Origin of the sequence: Segatella copri (assembly GCF_003465495.1) — a bacterium.
GTDB classification, from domain to species: Bacteria; Bacteroidota; Bacteroidia; order Bacteroidales; family Bacteroidaceae; genus Prevotella; species Prevotella copri_G.
Map to the genome: position 1 here is coordinate 69,276 of NZ_QSAV01000010.1, position 22,860 is coordinate 92,135.

The 22,860-nt window shown below is 46.0% G+C and carries 18 protein-coding genes; 8 read left to right on the top strand and 10 right to left on the bottom strand.

Annotation, left to right across the window (positions count from 1 at the left end; genetic code table 11):
* Positions 1–29: 29 nt before the first annotated feature.
* Positions 30–1,487 (top strand): DUF4270 domain-containing protein, encoded by a 1,458-nt coding sequence (locus DWV53_RS04520; protein WP_118151915.1) that lies wholly within the window; start codon positions 30–32, stop codon positions 1,485–1,487.
* Positions 1,488–1,522: 35 nt separating this feature from the next.
* Entirely contained in the window at positions 1,523–1,669 is a 147-nt protein-coding gene (locus tag DWV53_RS04525; protein WP_022120923.1) for a hypothetical protein, read from the top strand.
* A 640-nt stretch (positions 1,670–2,309) separates the two neighbouring features.
* On the opposite strand, the gene DWV53_RS04535 is transcribed toward DWV53_RS04525, so the two are convergent.
* Genes DWV53_RS04535 through DWV53_RS04545 form a run of 3 tightly spaced genes read right to left on the bottom strand, consistent with a single transcriptional unit; the run spans position 2,310 to position 6,350 of the window.
* A complete protein-coding gene (locus DWV53_RS04535; RefSeq protein ID WP_118151919.1) occupies positions 2,310–4,853 on the bottom strand; it encodes an ATP-dependent helicase in 2,544 nt (847 codons plus the stop codon).
* 36 nt (positions 4,854–4,889) lie between these two features.
* Positions 4,890–5,624 carry a monofunctional biosynthetic peptidoglycan transglycosylase gene (mtgA, locus tag DWV53_RS04540; protein WP_006846918.1) on the bottom strand — a complete coding sequence of 245 codons (735 nt, stop codon included), beginning with the start codon at positions 5,622–5,624 and terminating at the stop codon, positions 4,890–4,892.
* Between the two features lie 36 nt (positions 5,625–5,660).
* Complete coding sequence (locus tag DWV53_RS04545) at positions 5,661–6,350, bottom strand: OmpA family protein (protein ID WP_118140703.1); 690 nt, start codon at positions 6,348–6,350, stop codon at positions 5,661–5,663.
* 286 nt (positions 6,351–6,636) lie between these two features.
* Between DWV53_RS04545 and proS the strand changes: the two genes are divergently transcribed.
* The 3 genes from proS (at position 6,637) to DWV53_RS04560 (ending at position 9,137) form a co-directional block, all read left to right on the top strand.
* A complete protein-coding gene (gene proS / locus DWV53_RS04550; protein ID WP_118151921.1) occupies positions 6,637–8,118 on the top strand; it encodes a proline--tRNA ligase in 1,482 nt (493 codons plus the stop codon).
* A 47-nt stretch (positions 8,119–8,165) separates the two neighbouring features.
* Positions 8,166–8,588, top strand: a complete 423-nt coding sequence (locus tag DWV53_RS04555; protein WP_147380545.1) for a hypothetical protein — start codon at positions 8,166–8,168, stop codon at positions 8,586–8,588.
* Positions 8,589–8,744: 156 nt separating this feature from the next.
* The gene (locus DWV53_RS04560) at positions 8,745–9,137 is read left to right on the top strand and encodes a hypothetical protein (RefSeq protein WP_118151925.1); all 393 of its coding nucleotides are present in this window, start codon (positions 8,745–8,747) and stop codon (positions 9,135–9,137) included.
* A gap of 55 nt (positions 9,138–9,192) precedes the next feature.
* Here the strand turns inward: DWV53_RS04560 and DWV53_RS04565 are convergent, their stop codons facing one another.
* The 6 genes from DWV53_RS04565 to DWV53_RS04590 all read right to left on the bottom strand — a co-directional run bounded on the left by DWV53_RS04565 (position 9,193) and on the right by DWV53_RS04590 (position 18,035).
* Positions 9,193–10,062, bottom strand: coding sequence for a helix-turn-helix domain-containing protein (locus tag DWV53_RS04565; protein WP_181992409.1), 870 nt, complete (start codon positions 10,060–10,062; stop codon positions 9,193–9,195).
* Between the two features lie 103 nt (positions 10,063–10,165).
* Positions 10,166–11,860 carry an MFS transporter gene (locus DWV53_RS04570; protein WP_118151929.1) on the bottom strand — a complete coding sequence of 565 codons (1,695 nt, stop codon included), beginning with the start codon at positions 11,858–11,860 and terminating at the stop codon, positions 10,166–10,168.
* 29 nt (positions 11,861–11,889) lie between these two features.
* Positions 11,890–13,002 carry an HlyD family secretion protein gene (locus DWV53_RS04575; RefSeq protein WP_118151930.1) on the bottom strand — a complete coding sequence of 371 codons (1,113 nt, stop codon included), beginning with the start codon at positions 13,000–13,002 and terminating at the stop codon, positions 11,890–11,892.
* A gap of 98 nt (positions 13,003–13,100) precedes the next feature.
* Positions 13,101–14,429, bottom strand: a complete 1,329-nt coding sequence (locus tag DWV53_RS04580) for a TolC family protein (protein WP_118151932.1) — start codon at positions 14,427–14,429, stop codon at positions 13,101–13,103.
* Between the two features lie 206 nt (positions 14,430–14,635).
* A complete protein-coding gene (locus DWV53_RS04585) occupies positions 14,636–16,075 on the bottom strand; it encodes an amidophosphoribosyltransferase (protein ID WP_118151934.1) in 1,440 nt (479 codons plus the stop codon).
* Positions 16,076–16,283: 208 nt separating this feature from the next.
* Positions 16,284–18,035 (bottom strand): phospho-sugar mutase, encoded by a 1,752-nt coding sequence (locus DWV53_RS04590; RefSeq protein WP_118151936.1) that lies wholly within the window; start codon positions 18,033–18,035, stop codon positions 16,284–16,286.
* A gap of 241 nt (positions 18,036–18,276) precedes the next feature.
* On the opposite strand from DWV53_RS04590, the gene DWV53_RS04595 reads away from it, so the two are divergent.
* From DWV53_RS04595 to uvrA, 3 genes are all read left to right on the top strand, one after another.
* Positions 18,277–18,597, top strand: a complete 321-nt coding sequence (locus DWV53_RS04595) for a DUF4491 family protein (protein ID WP_006846931.1) — start codon at positions 18,277–18,279, stop codon at positions 18,595–18,597.
* A gap of 79 nt (positions 18,598–18,676) precedes the next feature.
* Positions 18,677–19,147, top strand: a complete 471-nt coding sequence (rlmH, locus tag DWV53_RS04600; protein WP_006846932.1) for a 23S rRNA (pseudouridine(1915)-N(3))-methyltransferase RlmH — start codon at positions 18,677–18,679, stop codon at positions 19,145–19,147.
* 106 nt (positions 19,148–19,253) lie between these two features.
* Positions 19,254–22,151 (top strand): excinuclease ABC subunit UvrA, encoded by a 2,898-nt coding sequence (gene uvrA / locus DWV53_RS04605; protein ID WP_118151938.1) that lies wholly within the window; start codon positions 19,254–19,256, stop codon positions 22,149–22,151.
* A 265-nt stretch (positions 22,152–22,416) separates the two neighbouring features.
* Here the strand turns inward: uvrA and DWV53_RS15640 are convergent, their stop codons facing one another.
* Positions 22,417–22,554: a hypothetical protein gene (locus DWV53_RS15640; protein ID WP_181992410.1), complete on the bottom strand. Its 138-nt coding sequence runs from the start codon at positions 22,552–22,554 to the stop codon at positions 22,417–22,419.
* Positions 22,555–22,860 lie beyond the last annotated feature (306 nt).

Sequence of the window (22,860 nt, forward strand, 5' to 3'; positions counted from 1 at the left end):
GACAACAGAGACACATACATACAAGGATAATGAAAATTTTAAGACTCTTAACAGTATTAGTAATAGCAGCGCTTACTTTCGCTGCATGTGATGACACCACCGAGGGAATCGGTGGTAGCATCACTAACGATATTGACAACATCAACATCACTAGCGCAGTATTTCCTGTAGCTACAAAGTCTATGGTTTCAGGTGCCGTATTGAGCCGCAACAACAGCGGTCTCATCGGTAAGATGAAAGACCCGGAAACCGGCAACTATGTAAAGGGTGACTACATGACCCAGTTGAGCGTATTGCCTACTTTCTCTATAGATACACTCGATTACATCAAGCAGGCAAACAAAGGTTCTATCGAAGCAGACTCATGCTACCTCCTGGTTTCATACAATGCCAGCTACGGCGATACTATCGCCCCAATGAAGGTGACAGCCTATGAGATGACAAAGCCGATGGCAGAAGATAAGGAGTATTACTCTGATTATGATGTCTTCAAGGAAGGCTGGGTAAGCGAAAACAACCAGCATTGGAGCAGTAATTACAACTTGAGCAATACATCAGATGTCAAGAACTTCAAGATTTACTTGAATAAGAAGTATGAGAAAGATGGTAAGACATACAAGAACTATGGTTCTTACATCATGCAAACATACGCAGAACATCCTGAGTACTTCAAGACCAACTACAAGTTCCTGCACAACGTCTGCCCTGGCTTCTTCATCAAGAATGTAGGCGGTACGGGTAACATGGCTAAGATCTGGAATACAGAGCTTATCTTCTACTGGACCCGCCACAAGACCATCAAGGCAAAGGACGGCGTTACAGACAGTATAGCTGTAGGCATCGGATACAACCGTTTCGATGGTACAGAAGAGGTATTGCAGCTCAACAAGATTGAGAACGATACCACGAACTTGGAGGAGTTGGCAAGTCAGCAGAACTGTACTTACCTCAAGTCGCCAGCAGGTATCTTCACCGAGGTTACCCTCCCTATCGAAGACATCATGAAAGGTCATGAGAAGGATACGCTCAACACAGCTACCATCTCTTTTCCACGACTCAACAATGACAACGAAGACAACCCATACAACTTTGCTACACCAAACACCATCCTGATGGTTCAGAAAGACAGTTTACAGTCGTTCTTCGAAAAGAGCAAGTTGGCAGATAGCCGTACTTCTTATACCACAAGCTACAGCAGTACAGGTACTTATAAGAATGCCTATACATTCCAGAATATCGCCAACCTGGTTTCTGCCATGTATAAGAACAAGGGCAAGGGAGAAAACTGGAATAAAGTAGTACTGGTTCCTGTAAACATCATCACAACCGCACAGGGACATACTACCGTCATCTCCAAGATTAATCACGATATGTCACTCGCTTCTACCCGACTGAAAAGAGGTGTAATAACCACCGACAGCAACGGCAAGGAGACAAGTCCTATACAGATAAAGGTGATTTACAGTAAGTTTAAAGAAAAAGAATAAGCATTCATAACGCAAAGTAAAAAAGGAAACGAAACATGGCAGATAATTTTTTGGAGCGTCATCGCGAAGAATACGAAATACGCAAGGCTGCATGGCTCAAGAAGAAGAAACTATTCATGAAGTCAGGCAAGAAACAGAAGCCCCAGACACAGATGCCACGTCCTGAAGACGAAGCGTTATAAACACGAAAAAATATTCAGAATCCTGAGAAAGAGGGTGTATCATAAAGCATTTGAATGTTTATGATACACCCTTTTAACTTTGCCAGTTAATCCTTAAAAAACGCCGCATAAGTACGACAAAAGCCATTTAACACAAAATAAAACAAAATTAATTTGGAGTTTACCCATTTTTTTATATCTTTGCATTGTAAATTAAAAGTATTAAATATTAAACAGACAAAAAGCAATAAAATAAAAATAATCAAGATATTAGTAGAGATACTGATTTATGGGTTTAACTTTTCTAAGAACTTGCATTTAAGGATACAAGATATTTGCAGGATACAAGTTACTTGCAATATATGAGATACTTGGTTTATGTTTATAGATAATGGAGAAATTACTCTCATAAAGAATTCGTTTTTAAGTTTAAACAAAAATGCTAAAGTTAGATGTTAGTAATATAAGTCCCCGTAGTAACCGTGAGGCTACTGCGGGGACGCTTTTTCAATTTATAGTATATAGAAACAAAAAGGGCAAGACCAGAGATGGCCTTGCACAATCAATTTTTATAACTCTTTATCAATATTATAAGATTCTACCTGTAAGAGAGAACTTCAAAACAGGATAAACCTTAAATATAAACATCAGACTACTGAACTTAATCTACTATCGTAAACTTGGCATATTTCAGCAGAAGCTGTTTGGTGCCAGAATGAACGAACTCAACCGTAGCCTTCGTATTCTCACCAGTACCTTCAATCTTCAACACCGTTCCCCGTCCAAAACGCTGATGTTCAATCTTCATTCCCTCCTGCAAACCACAAGAAGAACTGCCAGCAGATGAAGCTGCAGAAGAAGAAACTGATGCTGCAGAAGATCCTGTACTGCGAGAAGCAGGATGAGAAAAATGCGTCTCCATGTAACGTTTAGCTGCATTCAGCGCTCTAACAGACTTGAAATTACCTTCAGAGAGAGATGAGCGTCCGGAAGTATGTGAAGTCTCCGGTTCATCATCAAAGAGAGAAGGCTTAGGATCTGCTACAAACTGCGATGCTACCGGTTTGGAATTCTGATACCTGCTACTGTATCTAGGCTGCTCAGCATCCTCCCACGGTCTGCGAGAACGTTGCGCTCTCGCCCACTCCGGCTGGTCAGACATCGAATCAGCTCTGGAGCCAAACAAGCTTCCACCAGCCTCATCCAGGCTATCAATCAACTTGCCGTCAATCTCATCGATAAACCGACTCGGATTATCAAACTCCATCTTGCCATATCGCCAGCGGTTCTTGGCGTTCGTCAGGATACAATGTTTCTCAGCTCGCGTAATGGCTACGTAAAGCAATCTCCGTTCCTCCTCCAGTTCTCTGAGCGAAGCAGCAGAAAGCGGACTTGGGAAGATATTCTCTTCCAAACCAACCACAAATACCGTAGGAAACTCCAGACCCTTGGCAGCATGAACCGTCATCAGAGAAACACGAGGTTCATCCTTATCACCATCGCTGTCAGCATCGGTAAGCAGCGCCACATCCTGCAGATAATCCTGCAGGAAGAGTTCATCAAACCTACCCTCTTCACGGCGTTCCTCCACAAAAGCCGACATACCGCTCAAGAATTCCTCCAGGTTCTCCTGACGTGCCAGATCATCGGCATCCTTGCCCGACATGATATCCTGACTGATGCCACTCTCCTTGATAATGGCATCACCCAATTCATAGACATCCGTAGTTTGAGCCCGTTCGATAAACGAAGAAATTAGCAATCTGAAAGTTTCCAGCTTGTTCATCGTACCCTTGGTAACCGCCAGTCCATACCGCTCAGGGGCACCGATTACCTCCCAGAAACTCACCTGGTTCTGATGGGCACAGTCAGCAATCTTCAGCACCGTAGTAGCACCGATTCCACGAGCCGGATAGTTGATGATACGCTTGATAGCCTCTTCATCATCCGGATTCGCCACCAGACGGAAATATGCAATAATATCCTTAATTTCCTTGCGCTGGTAGAAACTCAGTCCGCCATAAATGCGATAAGGAATACCCTGCTTTCTGAACTCCTCCTCGAAGCTACGACTCTGGGCATTGGTACGATAGAGAATGGCAAAATCACTATACTGGCAGCCATCCTCGCGCCGGATACGCTTCACGTCCTTCGCCACAATCGCCGCCTCTTCCTTGTCGCTGTAAGCAGGCTTATACTGAATCTTCTCACCCTTCGCATTCTCGCTGAACACATCCTTAGGAATCTGGTTACGGTTGTGGCGAATCAAACTGTTGGCCGCCTCCACGATGGTCTGCGTACTGCGGTAGTTCTGCTCCAGCTTGAAAAGCGCAGCATTTTGTCCTCTTTTATTTTTGAACTCATCACAGAAATTCAATATATTATTTACCTCAGCTCCACGAAAGGCATATATACTTTGCGCATCATCACCCACAACACAAATTCTCTTTTTAGGCATCTCTTCATAAATCAATGAAAGAATTTTCTGCTGTAACCTATTCGTATCTTGATACTCATCTACCAAAATGTATTTAAACACAGAAGCATAATGCCTACAAACTCCATTTGATTTATCTGCGAACAGAACATAAGTATAATAAAGCAAATCGTCAAAATCCATAACATTAGCCGAGCGACATCTTTGCTCATATTCTACATATATATTATATAAGGATTCGTAATTTAATCCTTTATATTTATCAAATTCTCCAGAATGAGAATCCAGGAACTTAGCAGGATCCTGTAAATTATTCTTAGCTTTAGAAATAATACCATGAACAAGAGCTGGTTTATATATTCGCTCATCTAATTGCAAACTTTTTACAATGGCTTTTATTTGAGAACGAGAATCCGCTTCATCATATATTGTAAAATTGCTATAATATCCAACACCTATTTTTTCTGCATTTCCAGAATGCAAAATTCTAGCAAATACACTATGAAATGTTCCCATATAAGGCTGCCTTCCAACAAACTCATCTCCCAACAATGCAGAAAATCTCCGAACCATTTCCCTAGCTGCCTTATTAGTAAATGTCAAAACCAACAAAGAATTTAAGTCTTCATTTTGTTGAACAAGATAAGCTATCTTATAAGTAAGCACACGCGTTTTACCCGAACCTGCACCGGCTATCACCAGCGAAGGTCCGTTAATATATTCTACCGCAGCACGCTGCGCTTCGTTCAAGTCGTTCAGTAAATCCATTAATCAATATTTACCAGATTTTTCACTCTTCATTCTTCACTTCACCCTATATCCTCCCACAGCCGTGCCCGGGTCGAAATCTTCGCCCTCACGAGGGAAGGTAGGGATAAATCTCATCTGATGTTCTATCTGTCGCTGGCGCTTCTTCATATAAGCGCTAGGATGCAGAGAACTGAATTTGCGCGGATTAGGAAGTGTAGCAGCTATCAGCGCACACTCGCCACGAAACAGATCTTTCGCTTTCTTGTCGAAATGATATTCTGCAACCGCATCCACACCATAGATACCCGGTCCCATCTCAATGCTGTTGAGATAAACCTCCATGATGCGCTGCTTGCTCCACATCATTTCGATGAGGAAGGTAAAGTAGACTTCAAATCCCTTGCGGGTCCATGAACGGCCAGGCCACAGGAAGACATTCTTAGCAGTCTGCTGACTGATGGTACTGGCTCCATGCACCTTTCCGCCACGTGCATTATTCTTCGCCGCACTCTCGATGGCATTGAAGTCGAAACCGTGATGCTTCAGGAATCTCGCATCTTCGCTCGCCATTACCGCCACTGGCATATGAGGCGAGATCTTATCCATCGAAATCCAATGATGATGCAGGGTAATACTCTCTCCATCAGCTACTTGCTGGAAGCATCGGATAAACATCAGAGGAGTGACATACACAGGAATGAACCTATATGCCACTACAGCAAGAATGGTGGTACTGAAAAACAGCACCACCACCCATTTTACTATATTCTTGATTTTCTTCAAAATCATCTATTTAGTTTTTCCCTCCCGGGAGCATGAAAGTTATTACTTCAATGTACCGTTGTTGGCTGCGTTAACCATAGCCTGGCTAGCATACATGTAAACCTCTACACGACGGTTCTGGGCACAAGCAGCAGTAGTATTAACAACAGGGTTAGCAGAACCAAAACCCTGAACATTCTTTACCTGACGGCTGGTAACACCGCAAGAAGCAAGATAGTTGTAAACTGCCTCAGCACGCTTCTGGCTCAATGGCAAGTTGATACCATCATTACCTGTAGCATCAGTATAACCCTGGATAGAAACCTCGCAGTCGGTATTGTTCTTCAATACACCGGCAAACTGAGCCAAATCAGTCTTTGCGCTACTGCTGAGAGTAGAACCATTAGTTGGGAAGAGGATACCAGAAGCAAATGTTACCTTAACGGCAGACAAGCCATTGGCATCTGTTACAGTCTCAACCTGTGCATTCTTCACCTGTTCAGCCTCAGCCTTTACCTTATCCATGTGCTTTCCTATGAGGTTACCAGCACCGCCACCAACAGCTGCACCGATAGCAGCACCTACGAGAGCACCTGTACCACGATGGCTATTATTGAGCAATCCACCTACGAGAGCACCCAGAGCTGCACCAGAACCGGCACCTACTGCTGTACCAGTTTTCTGATTGGTTCCACAACTAGAGAAGAGCAAGCACAAAGAGAGGCCTGCAACTGCAAAATTAGTCTTTTTCATTTTAAAATCTCCTATATTTATGTTATTTAATTGCAAAGATAACTCTTTTTTCTCCATAATGGAGAGTTTTCTAATATTTTTTTGTATTTTTGCATGCAAATTTAAGGGTATTTGTCGAAATAGAGCTAGGAAATCACCTATTTGGGGGTGGAAAATCCCTAAAAGTCGGATTTCAGACACCTGCAGACAGATGAACTGCCGTCAGCAGATGATGAAGGCTCAAGCTTATACCTTAATATATATATAACAGGAGAAATAAAAAACAAAATAAATAGAATAAAGCAATATGGCTAAAGAACTCAAGAATTTAACCAAGCGCGCTGACAACTACAGTCAGTGGTACAATGATTTGGTAGTAAAGGCTGATCTCGCTGAGTTGTCACCAGTTCGTGGTTGTATGATTATCAAACCATACGGTTACGCTATCTGGGAGAAGATGCAGCAACAGCTCGACAAGATGTTTAAGCAGACAGGTGTACAGAACGCATACTTCCCTCTCCTCATCCCGAAGAGTTTCTTCTCTCGTGAGGCTGAGCACGTGGCAGGTTTCGCCAAGGAGTGTGCCGTAGTTACCCACTACCGCCTCCGTTCTACAGAGGATGGCAAAGAGGTTGAGGTTGATCCTAACGCAAAGCTCGATGAGGAGCTCATCATCCGTCCTACTTCTGAGACCATCATCTGGAACACCTATAAGAACTGGATTCATTCATGGCGTGATCTCCCTATCCTCTGCAACCAGTGGTGTAACGTAATGCGTTGGGAGATGCGTACCCGTCCGTTCCTCCGTACTTCTGAGTTCCTCTGGCAGGAGGGTCATACCGCTCATGCCACTAAGGAAGAGGCTGAGGCAAAGGCTCAGGAGATGCTCAAGGTTTACGCTGAGTTTGCTGAAAACTACATGGGTGTTCCTGTATTGCAGGGTGTGAAGAGTGAGACTGAGCGTTTCGCAGGTGCTCTCAACACTTATACCATCGAGGCAATGATGCAGGATGGCAAGGCTCTCCAGAGTGGTACTTCTCACTTCCTGGGTCAGAACTTCGCCAAGAGTTTCGATGTTACCTACTTGAACAAGGAGAACAAGCCTGAGTACGTATGGGCTACTTCATGGGGTGTTTCTACCCGACTGATGGGTGCCCTCATCATGGTTCACAGCGATGATAACGGTCTCGTATTGCCTCCAAAGCTGGCTCCTATCCAGGTGGTTATCGTTCCTATCAACAAGGGCGACGAGCAGTTGGCTCAGATTACTGCTAAATTGCAGCCTGTCATCGACCAGCTCCGCGAGTTGGGCATCACCGTGAAGTATGATGACAACCCTGCCAAGCGTCCTGGCTTCAAGTTCGCTGACTATGAGTTGAAGGGTGTTCCTGTTCGTCTGGCTATGGGTGGCCGTGACTTGGAGAACAACACCATCGAGATTATGCGCCGTGATACCTTGGAGAAGGAGAACGTAAGCTTCGACGGTATCGTTGAGCGCGTAAAGAATATGCTGGAAGACATCCAGAAGAATATCTTCGAGAAGGCTCGTGCTTACCGTGATGCTCACGTTTATGAGTGCGACAACTACGAGGAGTTCAAGAAGCGTGTGAAGGACGGTGGTTTCTTCCTCTGCCATTGGGACGGTACAGCCGAGACCGAGGCTAAGATTAAGGAAGAGACTCAGGCTACCATCCGCTGCGTGCCTTTCGCTTACGAGCAGACTCCAGGTGTAGATATGGTAAGCGGCAAGCCAGCTGTAGCCCGTGTCATCATCGCAAGAAGCTATTAATCATCCCTGGTGTCGGGAGTTCATCCTGACACCATAATATATTTAATATGAGGCAGTTGATACTATACATCCTTTTTCTGGTGTCCATGGTCTTCTCAGGCTATGGAGAGGTATCTGCTGCCCCTATTTCTTTTACTCCCGAGGATTCTTATACCGAAGATGCAAGCCATAAGAAAGATGGTTTGGCGAAGGTTGAGTATGACAAGAGCCAGCCTGAGGCACAGCTTGAAAACGCCTCACAGCTTGCTTACCGCATCTGTAGCAGCCGTCCGCAGCGCTTATTGCCAAGTGGCAACATGCACAACAGTCAGACTGCCAGTAGATTGCTTACAAATAGAATCCGTTATTTATCATCCCTTTTATCAGCTATAGAAGGTGGCATGGAGCCTTTCCGACAGGAAACTGCCCCAATCCACTTTGATGTCGCCTGCAAGTATTATGTCATTTGCCTGCGACGTCTGCTCTGTTAGTGCTTATTCTTTTCTCTTTTTAAAATTTCATATAGGTTTATCGCATCTTTCCTAAGATTTGCGATAAGATTGGTTACACCCCTATTCAAAAAAAAAAACAGTTCAATATATATTATTTTTCAAGAATTAAGAATAAGCAAATAACAGTATAAAATTATGGCAAAGATTAATCATTTAGAGATGGGTGCTGATGTTTTGGCACTCCAGGATGTACAGGTAAAGAAAGGTTTCATGGGTTTGACTGTCAAGCTCATCTATCAACCTACCAACAGTGTGATTAAGATAAAAGAGAAAGAATATTCTGTAGAGGATGGAAGAAAGCTTGAGAACATCCTCAGTGCAGCCCCTAAGGATGTAGAAACAGCGATCAGCAAATTCCCTGTTTCTGCCATCAGCATGGGTAATATGAAGTTACAGGCTTGCATCTCTGACGACCACCAGTTTGTTGCCACACAGCTCCTTGCCTTCAAGGATTTCAGTTACAAGCCGGTTACAGAGATGAAGACCTATACAGGAAAGACAGCCGAAGCTTTCGCTCAGTTGTTTTAGTTATATCACAGTTTCGGGACAGGGGACAGAACAAATCCTCTGTCCCTTTTTTATTTTATAGATATAGGATGAAATCTCGGTTCATTCCCTCTTCCCAATTACGGTAATGCTTAGGCGACAGACCGGTATGTTTCTTGAAGAAGGTTCCGAAGGCTGAAGCATTGGGAAAACTAAGTTCATTGGCTATCTGCTGTATCGTCTTCGTGGTGTTCTTCATCAGGTAGATACTGCGACGGATCATCGCCTTGAAAAGCAACTGCTGGACCGTCTGACCGCAAACCGACTTGACCAGTACCGACAGATATTTCGGTGTAAGACAGAGTTCGTCTGCATAGAAAGCCACACTACGCTCACGCATATAGTTCTTCTCTATCAGCAGCACCAGCGACTCAAAGATGGCAATCTTCCGTTCCATCTCCTTGCCGGCAGCCTTGAACGATGCCGAGAAGATGCTGCACAAACGGTACGTAACAGCCATCAGCAACAGTTTCTGCTCATGCACACAATAGGCATCCAGTTCACCACTCTTCTCTTTTTCCAGCTCCAGTTTCCTCAGCATCAGGGCATAAGAAGTAAGCATGTCCTCATAGCCCGTCGTCCTGACATGGCAGGATTTGGGATAAATCGTAGCATAAAGACGCATGGTAACCACGGTATTACCCAACATGTGACGAATCTGTTCAGCACGGTAAAAAAGAAGGGTATATTTGAGGTTCTTGCCCGTTTCCTGCACATGAAACATCACTCCTTTGGAGAGGAAAACGGTTTCACCCACAGATGCAACAAAGGATGTTCCGTCTACGCAGAAACGGAACATCCCCTGATGACAGATTACGATTCCGACATAGTCGGAGTAGAAAGGCTGCATCAACAGCTGAGGAAACTCATGAGCCTCATATATGATGATATTATCTGTTATTTTCATGATGAATATGGATCTGTTATCTTCAGATTTAACTGCGAAGATAACAAAAATATCCATTCATCAGATGAGCAGCCTGTATCTTTTATGATATTTTAGCACTCCACTACCTTCTTCCCAGGGATTTCACATCTACATTCTTCAGCAGATACTCACGCGTCAGTTCCCCGATATTGCGCTTGCGCCAAGGGAGAACGAGCATCAGTCCGGCACACAGCAGACAGCCGTAGAAGGTCCAGCCAGCCATCTCCTTGATGCTCACCAGCGTGGCCTGTACCTGTACCTTTCCCTTCGTACTCATGGCAGCCATGTTCTGTGCCTCGGTTACACTCTTGCCCTGATATTGCATGCCTCTCACCGTCTGGTCGTAAGTCTTCGCCGTCTCGATGTTCGTGCGGTCGTAATCCTGGGCAAAGCGGGTTACATAATACTGCTGTCTGTGCTGAAGCACATTGGTATAGAGCGCAGAGCCGATGCAAGGGGCAATGACCATACGAACGGTAAGCATGATGCAAACCCAGGTTGACATGAAGCGGTAAGGCATGCGCTGGTTGGCTATCGTGGAGATGAGCGAATAGAGCAGCATCATTCCCGTAGAACGGATGATGATAGGCCATTTCATACGCTCATACATACCGTCGTTCTGTACCTCGAAATACATGTACAGCGCATAGGCTCCGATAAAGAGGAAGCCCAGACAGTACATCCACTTCAGGTGAACATTCTTGGCTCGGGCGATAACTGCGAATATCAGTCCCACGGTGTAGCCCACCATCACCCAGTTGCCTAGCGTGGCGTTCTGCCAGTTATCTATCTTCATGCTCACATTGGTGAACACGTTGACAAACATGGCACTCGAATTGCAGACCATCAGCAGGAAGAAGAGCAGGATGCCGTAGTTGATGACCCTGAGCTGAAACACCTCCATGATGAAATAAGGTGAACGCCTCGTCTTCTCCAGATAGATGAACAGAGCGGTAAAGATAAGACAGCCCACCGAAGAGAAACGGATGGTAGGATCATCAAACCAGTCGAGTGTCTTACCGAAAACCATGACGTAAGCAAACGAACAGAGCATGATACTGAACACCGTAACATTGCCAAACTTCGACATCGTTATCGGGAACTTAGGCATCGGATACTTATGATAAGGCATGGTGAAGAACACGATGATGATGCCCGCCAGCATGAATGCCATCATAAAATGATAAACATACTGCCACTCATAGGCATAGGCAAGCCATGCCGTTAGCCAGGTTCCCAACTGTCCGATAATCATGAAGAAGAGATAGATAACTGGCTGCGAAACCATCTTCTCCGAATCTACCGCATCCCATGCTTCCTCGGTAGTAGGCTCGCATCCCGGCGTGATATTCCTCGTAGCCTCTATTCCGAAACCATATCTGATGAGCACGAAGAGATGCGCCATCAGCAGCGTCTGACGGACAAAACCCATCAGCAGACTGCACAGTCCGAGTATGAACAGAGAGTCGGTCTGGGCACACACGAAACTGAGGATAAAGAGAATGGAGAAGCCCACGATACACATCATCTTCTCTCTACGGATGCACACCAGTTCATAGAAGAACGGCGAGAAAGCCGCCATTCCTATCGAGGTGCAGAAGCCCGCAAAGGCGATGTATTCCGACTGGATGCCGAGCCCGCTCATCATCTCGCCGCTGTTGGCAGAATAGACGCCACTCATCGTAATCATCGGCACGAAGAGGATGATCATGAAGATGATTCCGAGCGGTTTGGGCACCCAATCATAAAACGGATAATTCTTATATTCTTCTTCCATATATTACTTCATTTCCATCTAGCTGTTTTTTACTTTCTCTCAGCCTTGACAACCACCATCATGCCGGCAGCAAGATGCTCATTATCCTCTTTGCTGAGGTTGTTGAAATCGATTCTTACAGGCACACGCTGCTGAATCTTGACAAAGTTGCCAGCCGAATTGTCTGTAGGTACCAGCGAATATTTCGAACCGGTAGCACCAGAAATGGCGGTCACCGTACCCTCAAACTCCTTGTTACTGATGGCATCTACAGTCATACGCACCTTCTGTCCTACATAGAGATTCTCTATCTGGGTTTCCTTATAGTTGGCAATCACCCATTTGTTGTTGGTTGGAATGATGTAGGTAATGGTGGTTCCTGCATTCACCATCTGTCCCTCCTCGATAGAGCGGCGACCCAGTTTACCATCACAAGGAGCCACTACCACACAGTAAGAGAGGTTCAGCTTTGCCATCTCTACGGCAGCCTCGGCACGCTCGATGGAGGCAGCCACATTCTGCTTGCGGGTAGTTACCTCGTTTACTCCCTTATAGGCAGCAGCCTGCTGTTTCTTTACCCCTTCGAGTTTCTTCTTGGTGGCTGCATATTCCACCTCCAGCTGTTCGAGCTGGATAGGAGTAGCCGCCTTCTTTTCTACCAGGTTGCGATAGCGTTCGCAGTCCGTGGCAAGTTTGGCAAGTCGTACATTTATTTCATCGATAGATGCCTGATAGATAGAAGCTGATGTCTCGGTGGTCTGCTCTGTAGCGTTGATGACATTGGCTCCTGCCTTGGCATCCTTGAGGGCTGCTTCAGCCTCCATCAGACGGATGCGATACTCCCGGTCGTCGAGCACGAGGAGGGTATCTCCCTTGTGTACTTCCTGATGTTCTCTGAAGCATACCTTGGCGATATAGCCGGATGCACGGAGATTAACCGGTGAGATATATTGCTCTATCTGAGCATCATTGCTCGTTTCATTAGAGTTATAATCGAGGAAGAGGCATACGATCTTCCAAAGTCCGAAAGCCAGAATAGCAACACCTATCAGACTGGCGATAATCTGTCTTACGCGCTGTTTCTTGAGTTTTTTCCTGGTTTCTTCGTGAGATACCTGTGTAGCCTCTGCAGTTTCTACATTTTTATTTTCGTTCTGTTCCATAGTTTTATTGTAATTTGGAATCAGGGAATATGAAGTAAAGTTTTTTACATCCCGTTTTCCTGTTTATGTTTTATTTTTTAATGATTTATTCTTCTCCGTTATTTAGCAACCGAAATCTGGTTGAGCTGTCCAGTCAACTTGAGCAGCGAGAGATTGGCAACCTTGTAGCGATAGTAGGCTGTGAGATAATTGTTCATTGCCTCACTCATGCGCATCTCGTCCTGCAGCACCGCTGTCATCGAAGCCACACCCTCCTTATACTGGTCGGCTGTTACGTTGTAAACATCCTGCGCCATGGTATAGTTATCAAACTGCTTCTTGTAGTTGCGCTGACTGTTGTTCACCTCGCTCACCGCATTCATATAGTTTGCCTGCAGTCCCTTCAGGGCGTCCTCGTAACCGATGCGTGCATTCTCCTCCTCTATCTTCGCCTTTCTGATTTTAGAACGCTTTTCAAAACCATCGAATACAGGCACTCTCAGCTGGATGCCCAGACCGTTGGAACCATACCAATGGTTTGATTCGCCCGAATGAATCCAGTGATCAATCCTATCGGTAAAGGCAGAATACATCAGGTTTCCAGTCAGCGAGAGTGATGGCAGATAGCCGTCCCTGGCTAGTTTGGTCTGCTTCTGGGTGAGCAGTTTCTTCTGCTCCAGCAACTGGAGTTCGTAGAGTCCCGTATCCAGTCCGTCAGCCTTCACCATCTCTATCTTTCCCGGATTTACGGCAGTCACCTTCATCTCCTTCTCGGCAGGATAATCTATCACATACTTGAGCATGGTATACTGCTGTTCGAGCATGGCGATGGCGTTATCGCGCTGCACGGTGAGGTTCTCGATATTGAGATTCACTCGCTTCAGATCAACCTCCAGACTCATCTGGTTGTCATAGAATGCCTGGGTGATGTTTCTGAGTTCTACCAGTCGCTTGATGTTGTCATCCGTCAGACGAATCTGCTCAGATGTGTTCTGCGCCATGTAATACATCTTGGCAGTCTGCACGATGAGGTCTTCACGCGCCTTCTCATAAGAGAGTTGGTTGAGTTTATCGGCAATCTTGGTAATGTCGATGGCGGTAAGAATCATCTGGTTATACAGTGGCATCTGCAATTGTACACCCGCCGATGCATTATACTGCAACGTCTTGGTTACATTATAAGGCTTGCCGTAAGCCGAGCCGTCGGTAACCGAAACAGGCGGCGTAAAGTTGTCGTTGAGCTGTGCCACCACATTGATCTGCGGATAGAGTTTAGCCTGATTTTCGCTGATAGCGTACTTTCCCTTAGCTATTTCGTTTCGGCTGCTCTGGAGCGACAGGTTATTATCCACTGCCATCTGCAGGCACTGGCTGAGCGTAAGCGTCTCCTGTGCGCCAAGTGTATGGAAAGCTCCGAGCGCGAAACATAAGATGATTATTTTCTTCATTTCTTCTTAATGATTTCTATTGATTTACGTTTCATTTATTATCTGGGTGCAAAGGTACAGCTTTTCGGTGATAAAAGACTATTCACATCTTATCACAATATGTTCAAAATTTCCGAAAATAACAATAAAAAATAGGTCTAGCAACACCGCGCTTTGCGGGGTTGCTAGACCTATCTTCTAATCTATCAAGAACTTATATTCTTATTTTAGTCTTCATCAGCAAACTCATCAAGAGTATATGCACTGCTGCCATCGAAACAATGGGTACAAACCTGGCACTTTGGAAGACCGATAGCCTCTACCAGCTGCTCGATGGTATTGAACTTCAGGGAAGTCAAGCCCAACTGGCTGGCAATCTCATCTACCATTCTCTGATACTCAGGAGAACCGGTGGTAGCGTATTTCTCAAGATTCTTGTTGGCATCGCCCTCAAACTTCTCGATAATGCGGCGGGTAATCAGCTCCATATCACTCTTTGAAGAAGTGAAGTTGATGAACGGACAACCATATACCAATGGAGGACACGCTATACGCATGTGGCACTCCTTCAAGCCTGCCTGGTCGAAAAGCACCTTCACATTGTCGCGAAGCTGGGTACCACGAACGATACTGTCATCGCAGAATAACACACGCTTGCCCTTCAACATCGCCTTGTTAGGAATCAGCTTCATCTTGGCTACCAATGAACGCATGCTCTGGTTGCTAGGAGTAAAACTGCGAGGCCATGTAGGAGTATACTTGGCAATGCAACGCTGGTAAGGCACACCCTTGCCGGCAGCATAACCCATCGCCATACCTGTACCTGAATCAGGAATACCGCTGCAGCAGTCTACCTCCACATCATCGGTCTTGGCGAGATTGAAGCCGTTGGTAAAACGCGCCTCCTCTACATTCTTGCCCTCGTAGGTAGATGTAGGGAAACCATAGTAAACCCAGAGGAAAGAGCAAACCTGCATCTTCTTGTTGGCAGGACGGATCTGCTCCATGCCATCAGCTTTAATCTTCACGATTTCGCCTGGTCCTACCTCATATGCTGTTTCATAATCGAGATTAGGGAACGAGGTGGTTTCGCTGGAAGCCGCATAGGCACCTTCCTTCTTGCCGATGATGATTGGAGTACGTCCCCAACTGTCACGCGCACAGATGATGCCATCCTCGGTAAGGATCATCATGGTGCAGGAACCTTTGATGTGATGGAAAACGTTTTCGATACCTTCTCTGAAGGTTTTAGCCTGAATAATAAGCAGAGCCACCAACTCAGTAGGATTGGTACTACCCGAAGACATTTCAGCAAAGTGCATGTTCTTTTCGAGCAGAAGCTGAGTAAGTTCATCCTTGTTTACTATCTTAGCTACAGTGCAAATGGCAAAGCGGCCAAGATGAGAGTTCATGATGAGTGGCTGGGCATCTGTATCGCTAATCACGCCGATGCCCGATGTAGCTCCTTCAAACTTGTTGAGCGTAGATTCAAACTTCGTTCTGAAGTATGAACTTTCCAGATTGTGGATAGAGCGCACGAAGCCCTTCTCACTACTGTAGGTTGCCAAACCGCCCCGGCGTGTGCCGAGATGTGAGTTGTAATCTGTGCCGTAAAAGAGATCAGCGACACAGCTTTTCTTGGAAATAGTTCCGAAAATGCCTCCCATAAGAGTATAATTCTATGTTATAATTTTGTAATATGGGTGCAAAGATAAATAAAAATCAGAAAATATGCAAGTCTTTTTGCTTTTTTTCTGTAAAAACATGATAATGAGGGTAACTTGCTACCCTATTTCGAGAAGAATAAACGGCTATTGAAACGAAAAGCGCTCCGGCAATAATTACCGGAGCGCCATGATATGATTTCCTATGAAATTAATCCAACTTCAGGCTCTTCTTGATAGCCTCGATCTTATCCATTGCAGCAGCTGTGCAGCGGTTGTAGCAGCCAGCGCACTTGAATGAAGGATCCTTAACCTCAATATAGAACTTAATCTTAGGCTCTGTACCTGATGGACGGACACTTACCTTGGTGTTGTCGTCGCAGAACCACTGGAGTACATTGCTTGTAGCAGGCATGTCGAGTTTCTCTACGCTGCCGTCAGCATGCTTAACTTCCAGGCTCTGGTAGTCCTTCCAGGTTACCACCTTGCTGCCACCCAACTCCTGTGGAGGGTTGGCACGGAAGTCTGTCATCATCTGCTTAATCTCGTCAGCACCGGTCTTACCTGGGCGAACTACATTTACTGTGAACTCCTTGCTGAAGCCATACTCTGCATAAATCTGCATCAGGAGATCGTAGAGAGTCTTGCCCTGATCCTTAGCCCATGCTGCAATCTCGCAAATCAGACAGATAGATGCAGGAGCATCCTTATCGCGTACCTTATCGTATGGCAAGAAACCGAAGCTCTCCTCACCACCACCGATGTACTGCTGCTTGCCCTCAGAGATAGCAATCTCGCGTGCAATCCACTTGAAACCGGTGTAGCAGTCGCGCAACTCTACGTTGTTCTTCTTGGCAATCTCAGCGATAACTTCTGTTGTTACGATGGTCTTTACGAGGAAGTCTGTTGGCTTCAACTTGCCCAACTTCTTCTTGTTCTCGATGATGTAGTAGCAGAACATCATGGCTGTCTGGTTACCGTTGATGATCATCCACTCGCCCTTGTCGTCACGGCAAACGATAGCCAGACGGTCAGCATCTGGGTCGGTAGCTACCACGAGGTCAGCGTTCAACTTGGTACCGAGCTTCATACCGAGGGTCATAGCCTCTGCATTCTCTGGGTTAGGAGAAACCACTGTTGGGAAGTTGCCATCTACAACCATCTGCTCAGGAACTACATTGATGTTCTGGAAGCCCCAAGAACGCAGACAGAGAGGAACGATGACACGACCTGTACCGTGCATAGCTGAATAAACGATGTTGAGGTCTTTCTGACGGTTGATGACATCCTGGTCAATCATAGCAGAATGAACGGCTGTCATGTAGTCGTAATCCATCTCACCACCGATAATTTTGATCTTATCCCAGTTAGCCTCAAACTTCACCTGGTCGATAGTAACCTTGTTTACCTCCTCGATGATACCTGTATCGTGTGGAGCCAGAACCTGAGCACCGTCGCTCCAGTAAGCCTTGTAACCGTTGTACTCCTTAGGGTTGTGAGAAGCTGTTACGTTGACACCGGCCTTTGCACCGAGCTCACGGATAGCGAAAGAAATCTCTGGTGTAGGACGGAGGCCCTCGAAGAGATAAGCCTTGATGCCATTGGCAGAGAAGATGGCAGCTACGGTTTCAGCGAAGAGACGGGAGTTGTTACGGCAGTCGTGACCTACCACTACAGAAAGGTTCTCCTCACCTGGGAAAGCCTTGAGGATGTAGTTAGCAAAGCCCTGTGTAGCCATACCAACGATATACTTGTTCATGCGGTTGGTACCTGCGCCCATGATACCGCGCAAACCACCAGTACCGAACTCCAAGTTCTGATAGAATGCATCAACGAGAGCAGACTTGTCCTCTGCGTCGAGCATTGCCTTTACTTCCTTACGGGTTTCTTCGTCAAAAGCAGGTGTGAGCCACTGCTGTGCTCTTTCTTCACACTGCTTGATCAATTCTGCGTTATTAGCCATAGTTTGATTATATTATGTTATTAATTAATTCTTATCGAGAAGGATGTGCACGAAAACAATGCATAATTTCTCTATTTGCGTACAAAGTTATATAAAAATTTTGATAAACCAAGCAAGAATGAAGTTTTTTTTGTATTTTTGCACATTGAAATGGAATAGAAAATAGAATAAGGCTAATATTTAGCAATATTGTATTGGTAAGATAGCAAAGTTGAATGAACAAAATATAAAACAATAGAATATGGAAGTATATTACACGGGCGTCATCATCGCCGTATCCACTTTTTTAATAATAGGTATCTTTCACCCTATCGTCATGAAGACGGAATATTATACGGGCACCCGCTATTGGTGGGTTTTCCTCGTTGCAGGCATCATCTGCATAGGAGCTGCCTTCCTGGTTGCCAACGTGCTCTTCTCTGCCATACTGGGCGTAGTAGGTGCTTCATGCCTTTGGAGCATCGGTGAACTCTTCGAACAGAGACAACGCTGCGAGAAAGGCTGGTTTCCGAAGAATCCGAAAAGAATAGGAACAGGATATTACAGGGACGAAGCGAAGTGAAGAACGAAGAAACAACGTTCGACGGACGAAGTGAAAGTCAATTCAAGTGTAAAGTGTATAGGAAGAAAACGCCAACGAAATGAAGACAGAACTCATTCTGGTCGGAAAGACCGTAAACAAGCATTTCATTGCGGGCATCAAGGATTATGCCGAGCGCATCACCCATTATATGCCTTTCAACATAACAACCATTCCTGAACTCAAGAACACCAAGAGTCTCAGCGAACAGCAGCAGAAGGAACGGGAAGGAGAACTGATTCTGAAACTCCTGCAGCCTTCGGATACGGTGGTGCTGATGGATGAACATGGACAGGAATTCCGAAGCATCGAGTTTGCCAAATGGATAGAGCGCAAGCAGGCCACGGCAAGAAGGCTCGTCTTTGTCATCGGCGGTCCTTACGGCTTTTCACAGTCTGTCTACGACCGCGCCAACGAGAAGATTTCCCTCTCCAAGATGACCTTCTCGCATCAGATGGTGCGCCTTATCTTTACCGAGGCGCTCTATCGCGCATGTACTATTATAAAAGGTGAACCTTACCACCACGAATAAAAGGTAAAAGGGTAAAAAGGTAAAAGGGTAAAAAGAGCCTTTCCCCTTGCGCCCCCGTCCCCAGCGATTCCATCGCTGGTCCCCTAATCTTAAAAGAAGAAAGAATATGCCAAAAGATAAATATATAGAAATAAAAGGGGCAAGAGCCAACAACCTCAAGAATATCGATGTGAAGATACCTCAGGGCAAGTTTGTTGCCATTACGGGTGTCTCCGGATCGGGAAAATCATCGTTGGCTTTTGATACCTTATATGCTGAGGGCCAGCGCCGCTATGTGGAGTCGCTCTCTTCGTACGCTCGCCAGTTTCTGGGACGTATGAGCAAACCGGAATGTGATTTCATCAAGGGATTGCCACCTGCCATCGCCATCGAACAGAAAGTGATTTCGCGCAACCCACGATCTACCGTGGGCACCAATACCGAAATCTACGAATACCTGCGACTGCTCTACGCACGCATCGGAAAAACCTATTCGCCTATCAGCGGACAGGAGGTGAAACGCCATACTACCGAAGATGTACTCGCCTGCACCCGACAGTATTCCCAGGGTACCAGGTTTGTCATCCTCGCCCCTATCCACGTCATCGAAGGGCGCAGTCTGGGCAAACAGCTGGAGATGTACAACCAGGAAGGTTACGCGCGTATATATATAAAAGGTGAATTCGTACGCATCGAAGACTTCATGGAGCAGGCTGACAAGGAACTGCTGGAAGTAAGCGGCGATAAACTGAGAAAGAGAATGCAGCAGAAGGATGAAGAAATCTTCCTGGTCATCGACCGTGCTTCGGTAAGCGATGAGAAGGATGATATCAGCCGACTGATGGATTCTGCCGAAACTGCCTTCTATGAGGGAGATGGAGCCTGCCGCCTCGTCTTCCTGCCAAGCAACATCTGCTACGACTTCTCTACCCGGTTCGAAGCCGACGGCATGCAGTTTGAAGAGCCTACCGACAATATGTTTGCCTTCAACTCTCCTCTCGGAGCCTGCCCTACCTGTGAAGGTTTCGGCAGCATAATAGGCATCGATGAGAAACTCGTCATCCCGAACACTTCGATGAGCGTATATGACGGATGTGTGGTTTGCTGGCGAGGCGAAAAGATGGGTATGTGGCTCAAGGAATTCATCCGCAGAGCAGCTGAATACGACTTCCCTATCTTCAAGCCTTATTTCGAACTGACTCAGCAGCAGAAGGACTGGCTGTGGCACGGTCTGCCTGGCGAGAAGAAACGTAAACAGCAGGAAAGGGTGAGCATCGATGAGTTCTTCAGAATGGTAAAGGAGAACCAGTACAAGATACAATACCGCGTGATGCTGAGCCGATTCCGTGGAAAGACGATTTGTCCTGACTGCCATGGTACCCGACTCAAGAAGGAAGCCAACTATGTGAAGATTGGCGGAAAGAGTATCACCGAACTGGTTGAGATGTCGATTGTGAACCTGAGCGAATGGTTCAGGAAACTGGAACTCTCTGAGCATGAGAAGGAAATCAGCAAGCGTCTGCTCACCGAAATCACCCACCGCCTGCAGTTCCTCCTGGATGTTGGTCTGGGGTATCTTACGCTCAACCGACTCTCCAACACCCTCTCCGGCGGTGAGAGTCAGCGCATCAACCTGACCACCAACCTGGGCTCATCGCTCGTGGGTAGCGTATATATCCTCGACGAACCTAGTATCGGACTCCATAGCCGCGATACCGCCCGACTGATTAAGGTGCTGAAAGAACTGCAGCAACTGGGCAATACGGTGGTTGTGGTAGAACACGACGAAGAGATTATGCGGGCAGCCGACTATCTCATCGATATCGGTCCTGATGCCGGCAGACTGGGCGGAAGAGTGGTCTACGCCGGTCCGTCATCAGAATATTCAACCACCGACAAGGCTGAACAGGAAAAGCTGCTGGCTGAATATCCGGAGAGTTATACCATCAAGTACCTTACCCACAACGAGGAGATAAAGGTGCCAACGAGCCACCGTGCCTGGAACCAGTATATCGAAATCAAGGGAGCCCGGATGAACAATCTGCGCGGCATCGATGTTAAGATACCGCTCAATGTATTCACCTGTGTAACCGGCGTATCAGGCTCTGGCAAGAGTTCGCTCATCAAGGGAATCCTCTATCCTGCCATGCGTCGCCGTCTGGACCTCGTAGCAGATGCCCCAGGCGAATATACATCGATGGAAGGCGACTGGAAGAGCATCAGACATGTAGAGTTTGTTGACCAGAACCCTATCGGAAAGAGTACCCGCAGCAACCCTGCCACCTATCTGAAGGCGTACGATGCGATACGTGCCCTCTTTGCCAACCAGCCACTGGCTAAGCAGATGGGATTCACGCCGCAGTACTTCTCTTTCAATACTGAAGGCGGAAGATGCGAGGAATGTAAGGGTGCGGGATATGTTACCATCGAGATGCAGTTTATGGCAGACCTCACGCTGACCTGCGAGGCTTGTAAGGGCAAGCGGTTCAAGCACGATATCCTGGAGGTTCGCTATGGCGGAAAAGACGTCAATGATGTGCTGAACATGACGGTAAACGAGGCCATTGAGTTCTTCAGCGATGAAAAGCTGCAGCGCAACGAGGGCGACTTCGACAACTGCCGCATCATCGTAAACCGACTGAAACCGCTTCAGGATGTGGGTCTGGGTTATATCAAGCTCGGTCAGAATTCAAGTTCGCTTTCGGGTGGTGAGAATCAGCGTGTAAAGCTCGCCTTCTTCATAGGTAAGGAAGAACAGGAGCCTACGCTTTTCATCTTCGACGAGCCTACCACGGGTCTTCACTTCCACGACATCAAGCGCCTGCTCCATGCCTTCAATGCCCTGATAGAAAGGGGCCATTCGCTGGTAGTGATTGAGCACAATCTGGATGTCATCAAGTGTGCCGACTATATCATCGACCTCGGTCCGGAAGGCGGCGACAAGGGCGGCAATCTTGTTGTAGCCGGAACTCCGGAAGAAGTAGCTGCCTGCAAGGCAAGCCTTACCGGAAAGTTCTTGCGTTAAATTGAAGTATCAGGGCGTGTGGCGATAAACTTGCGAAACGTCGAAAAAAATACGATATCAGTGGAATCCGACAACCGCCGGATTCCACTTTTTAATTTAAAAATCCAATTCAAAAGTATTATTTGTTAAAAAAGTAACTATCATCGAAGGCTGCTTCGATAAGGCGTTGCTTCACTCGGGCGTATTCTTCCGAGTCTTCGATAAAGTACCGAAGAGCAGAAACAATCCTTACATAAACACTGAGCCGATAATCGCCCTTACCCTTTTAGATTGCAAAAATGTTTTCCTTATGCATCTCAGCATAAAACATCAGATCAGAACCAGATACATGATGGTTCTTCATCACTTCACTCAGAACAACACCGAAACGGCTGTTGTCTGCATTAAATTTTTCAATTTTCATCTTAAAAAAAATTAAATTATTGAATATATTTATTTACCCTCAAATCCGCAACCTATAGGGTTTAGTGGGATTTTGCTTGCAAAGCGACAAAATTCATTTTATTGTACATATTTCTTGCACAACAGAAATGTCGCAGACACAAAATCCCCTTACCCCATAAAGCGACTTGAGGTAATACGCTGGTTTAACCAGAAAAGCATGGTCTTTAACCAAAGTCTGTCTTGAACAGGTTGGCATAAGCATTGTTGTCTGAGTAAATGTTCAATACATGCCTACGTGATGTCTTAATCCATTTCGCAGGAACAG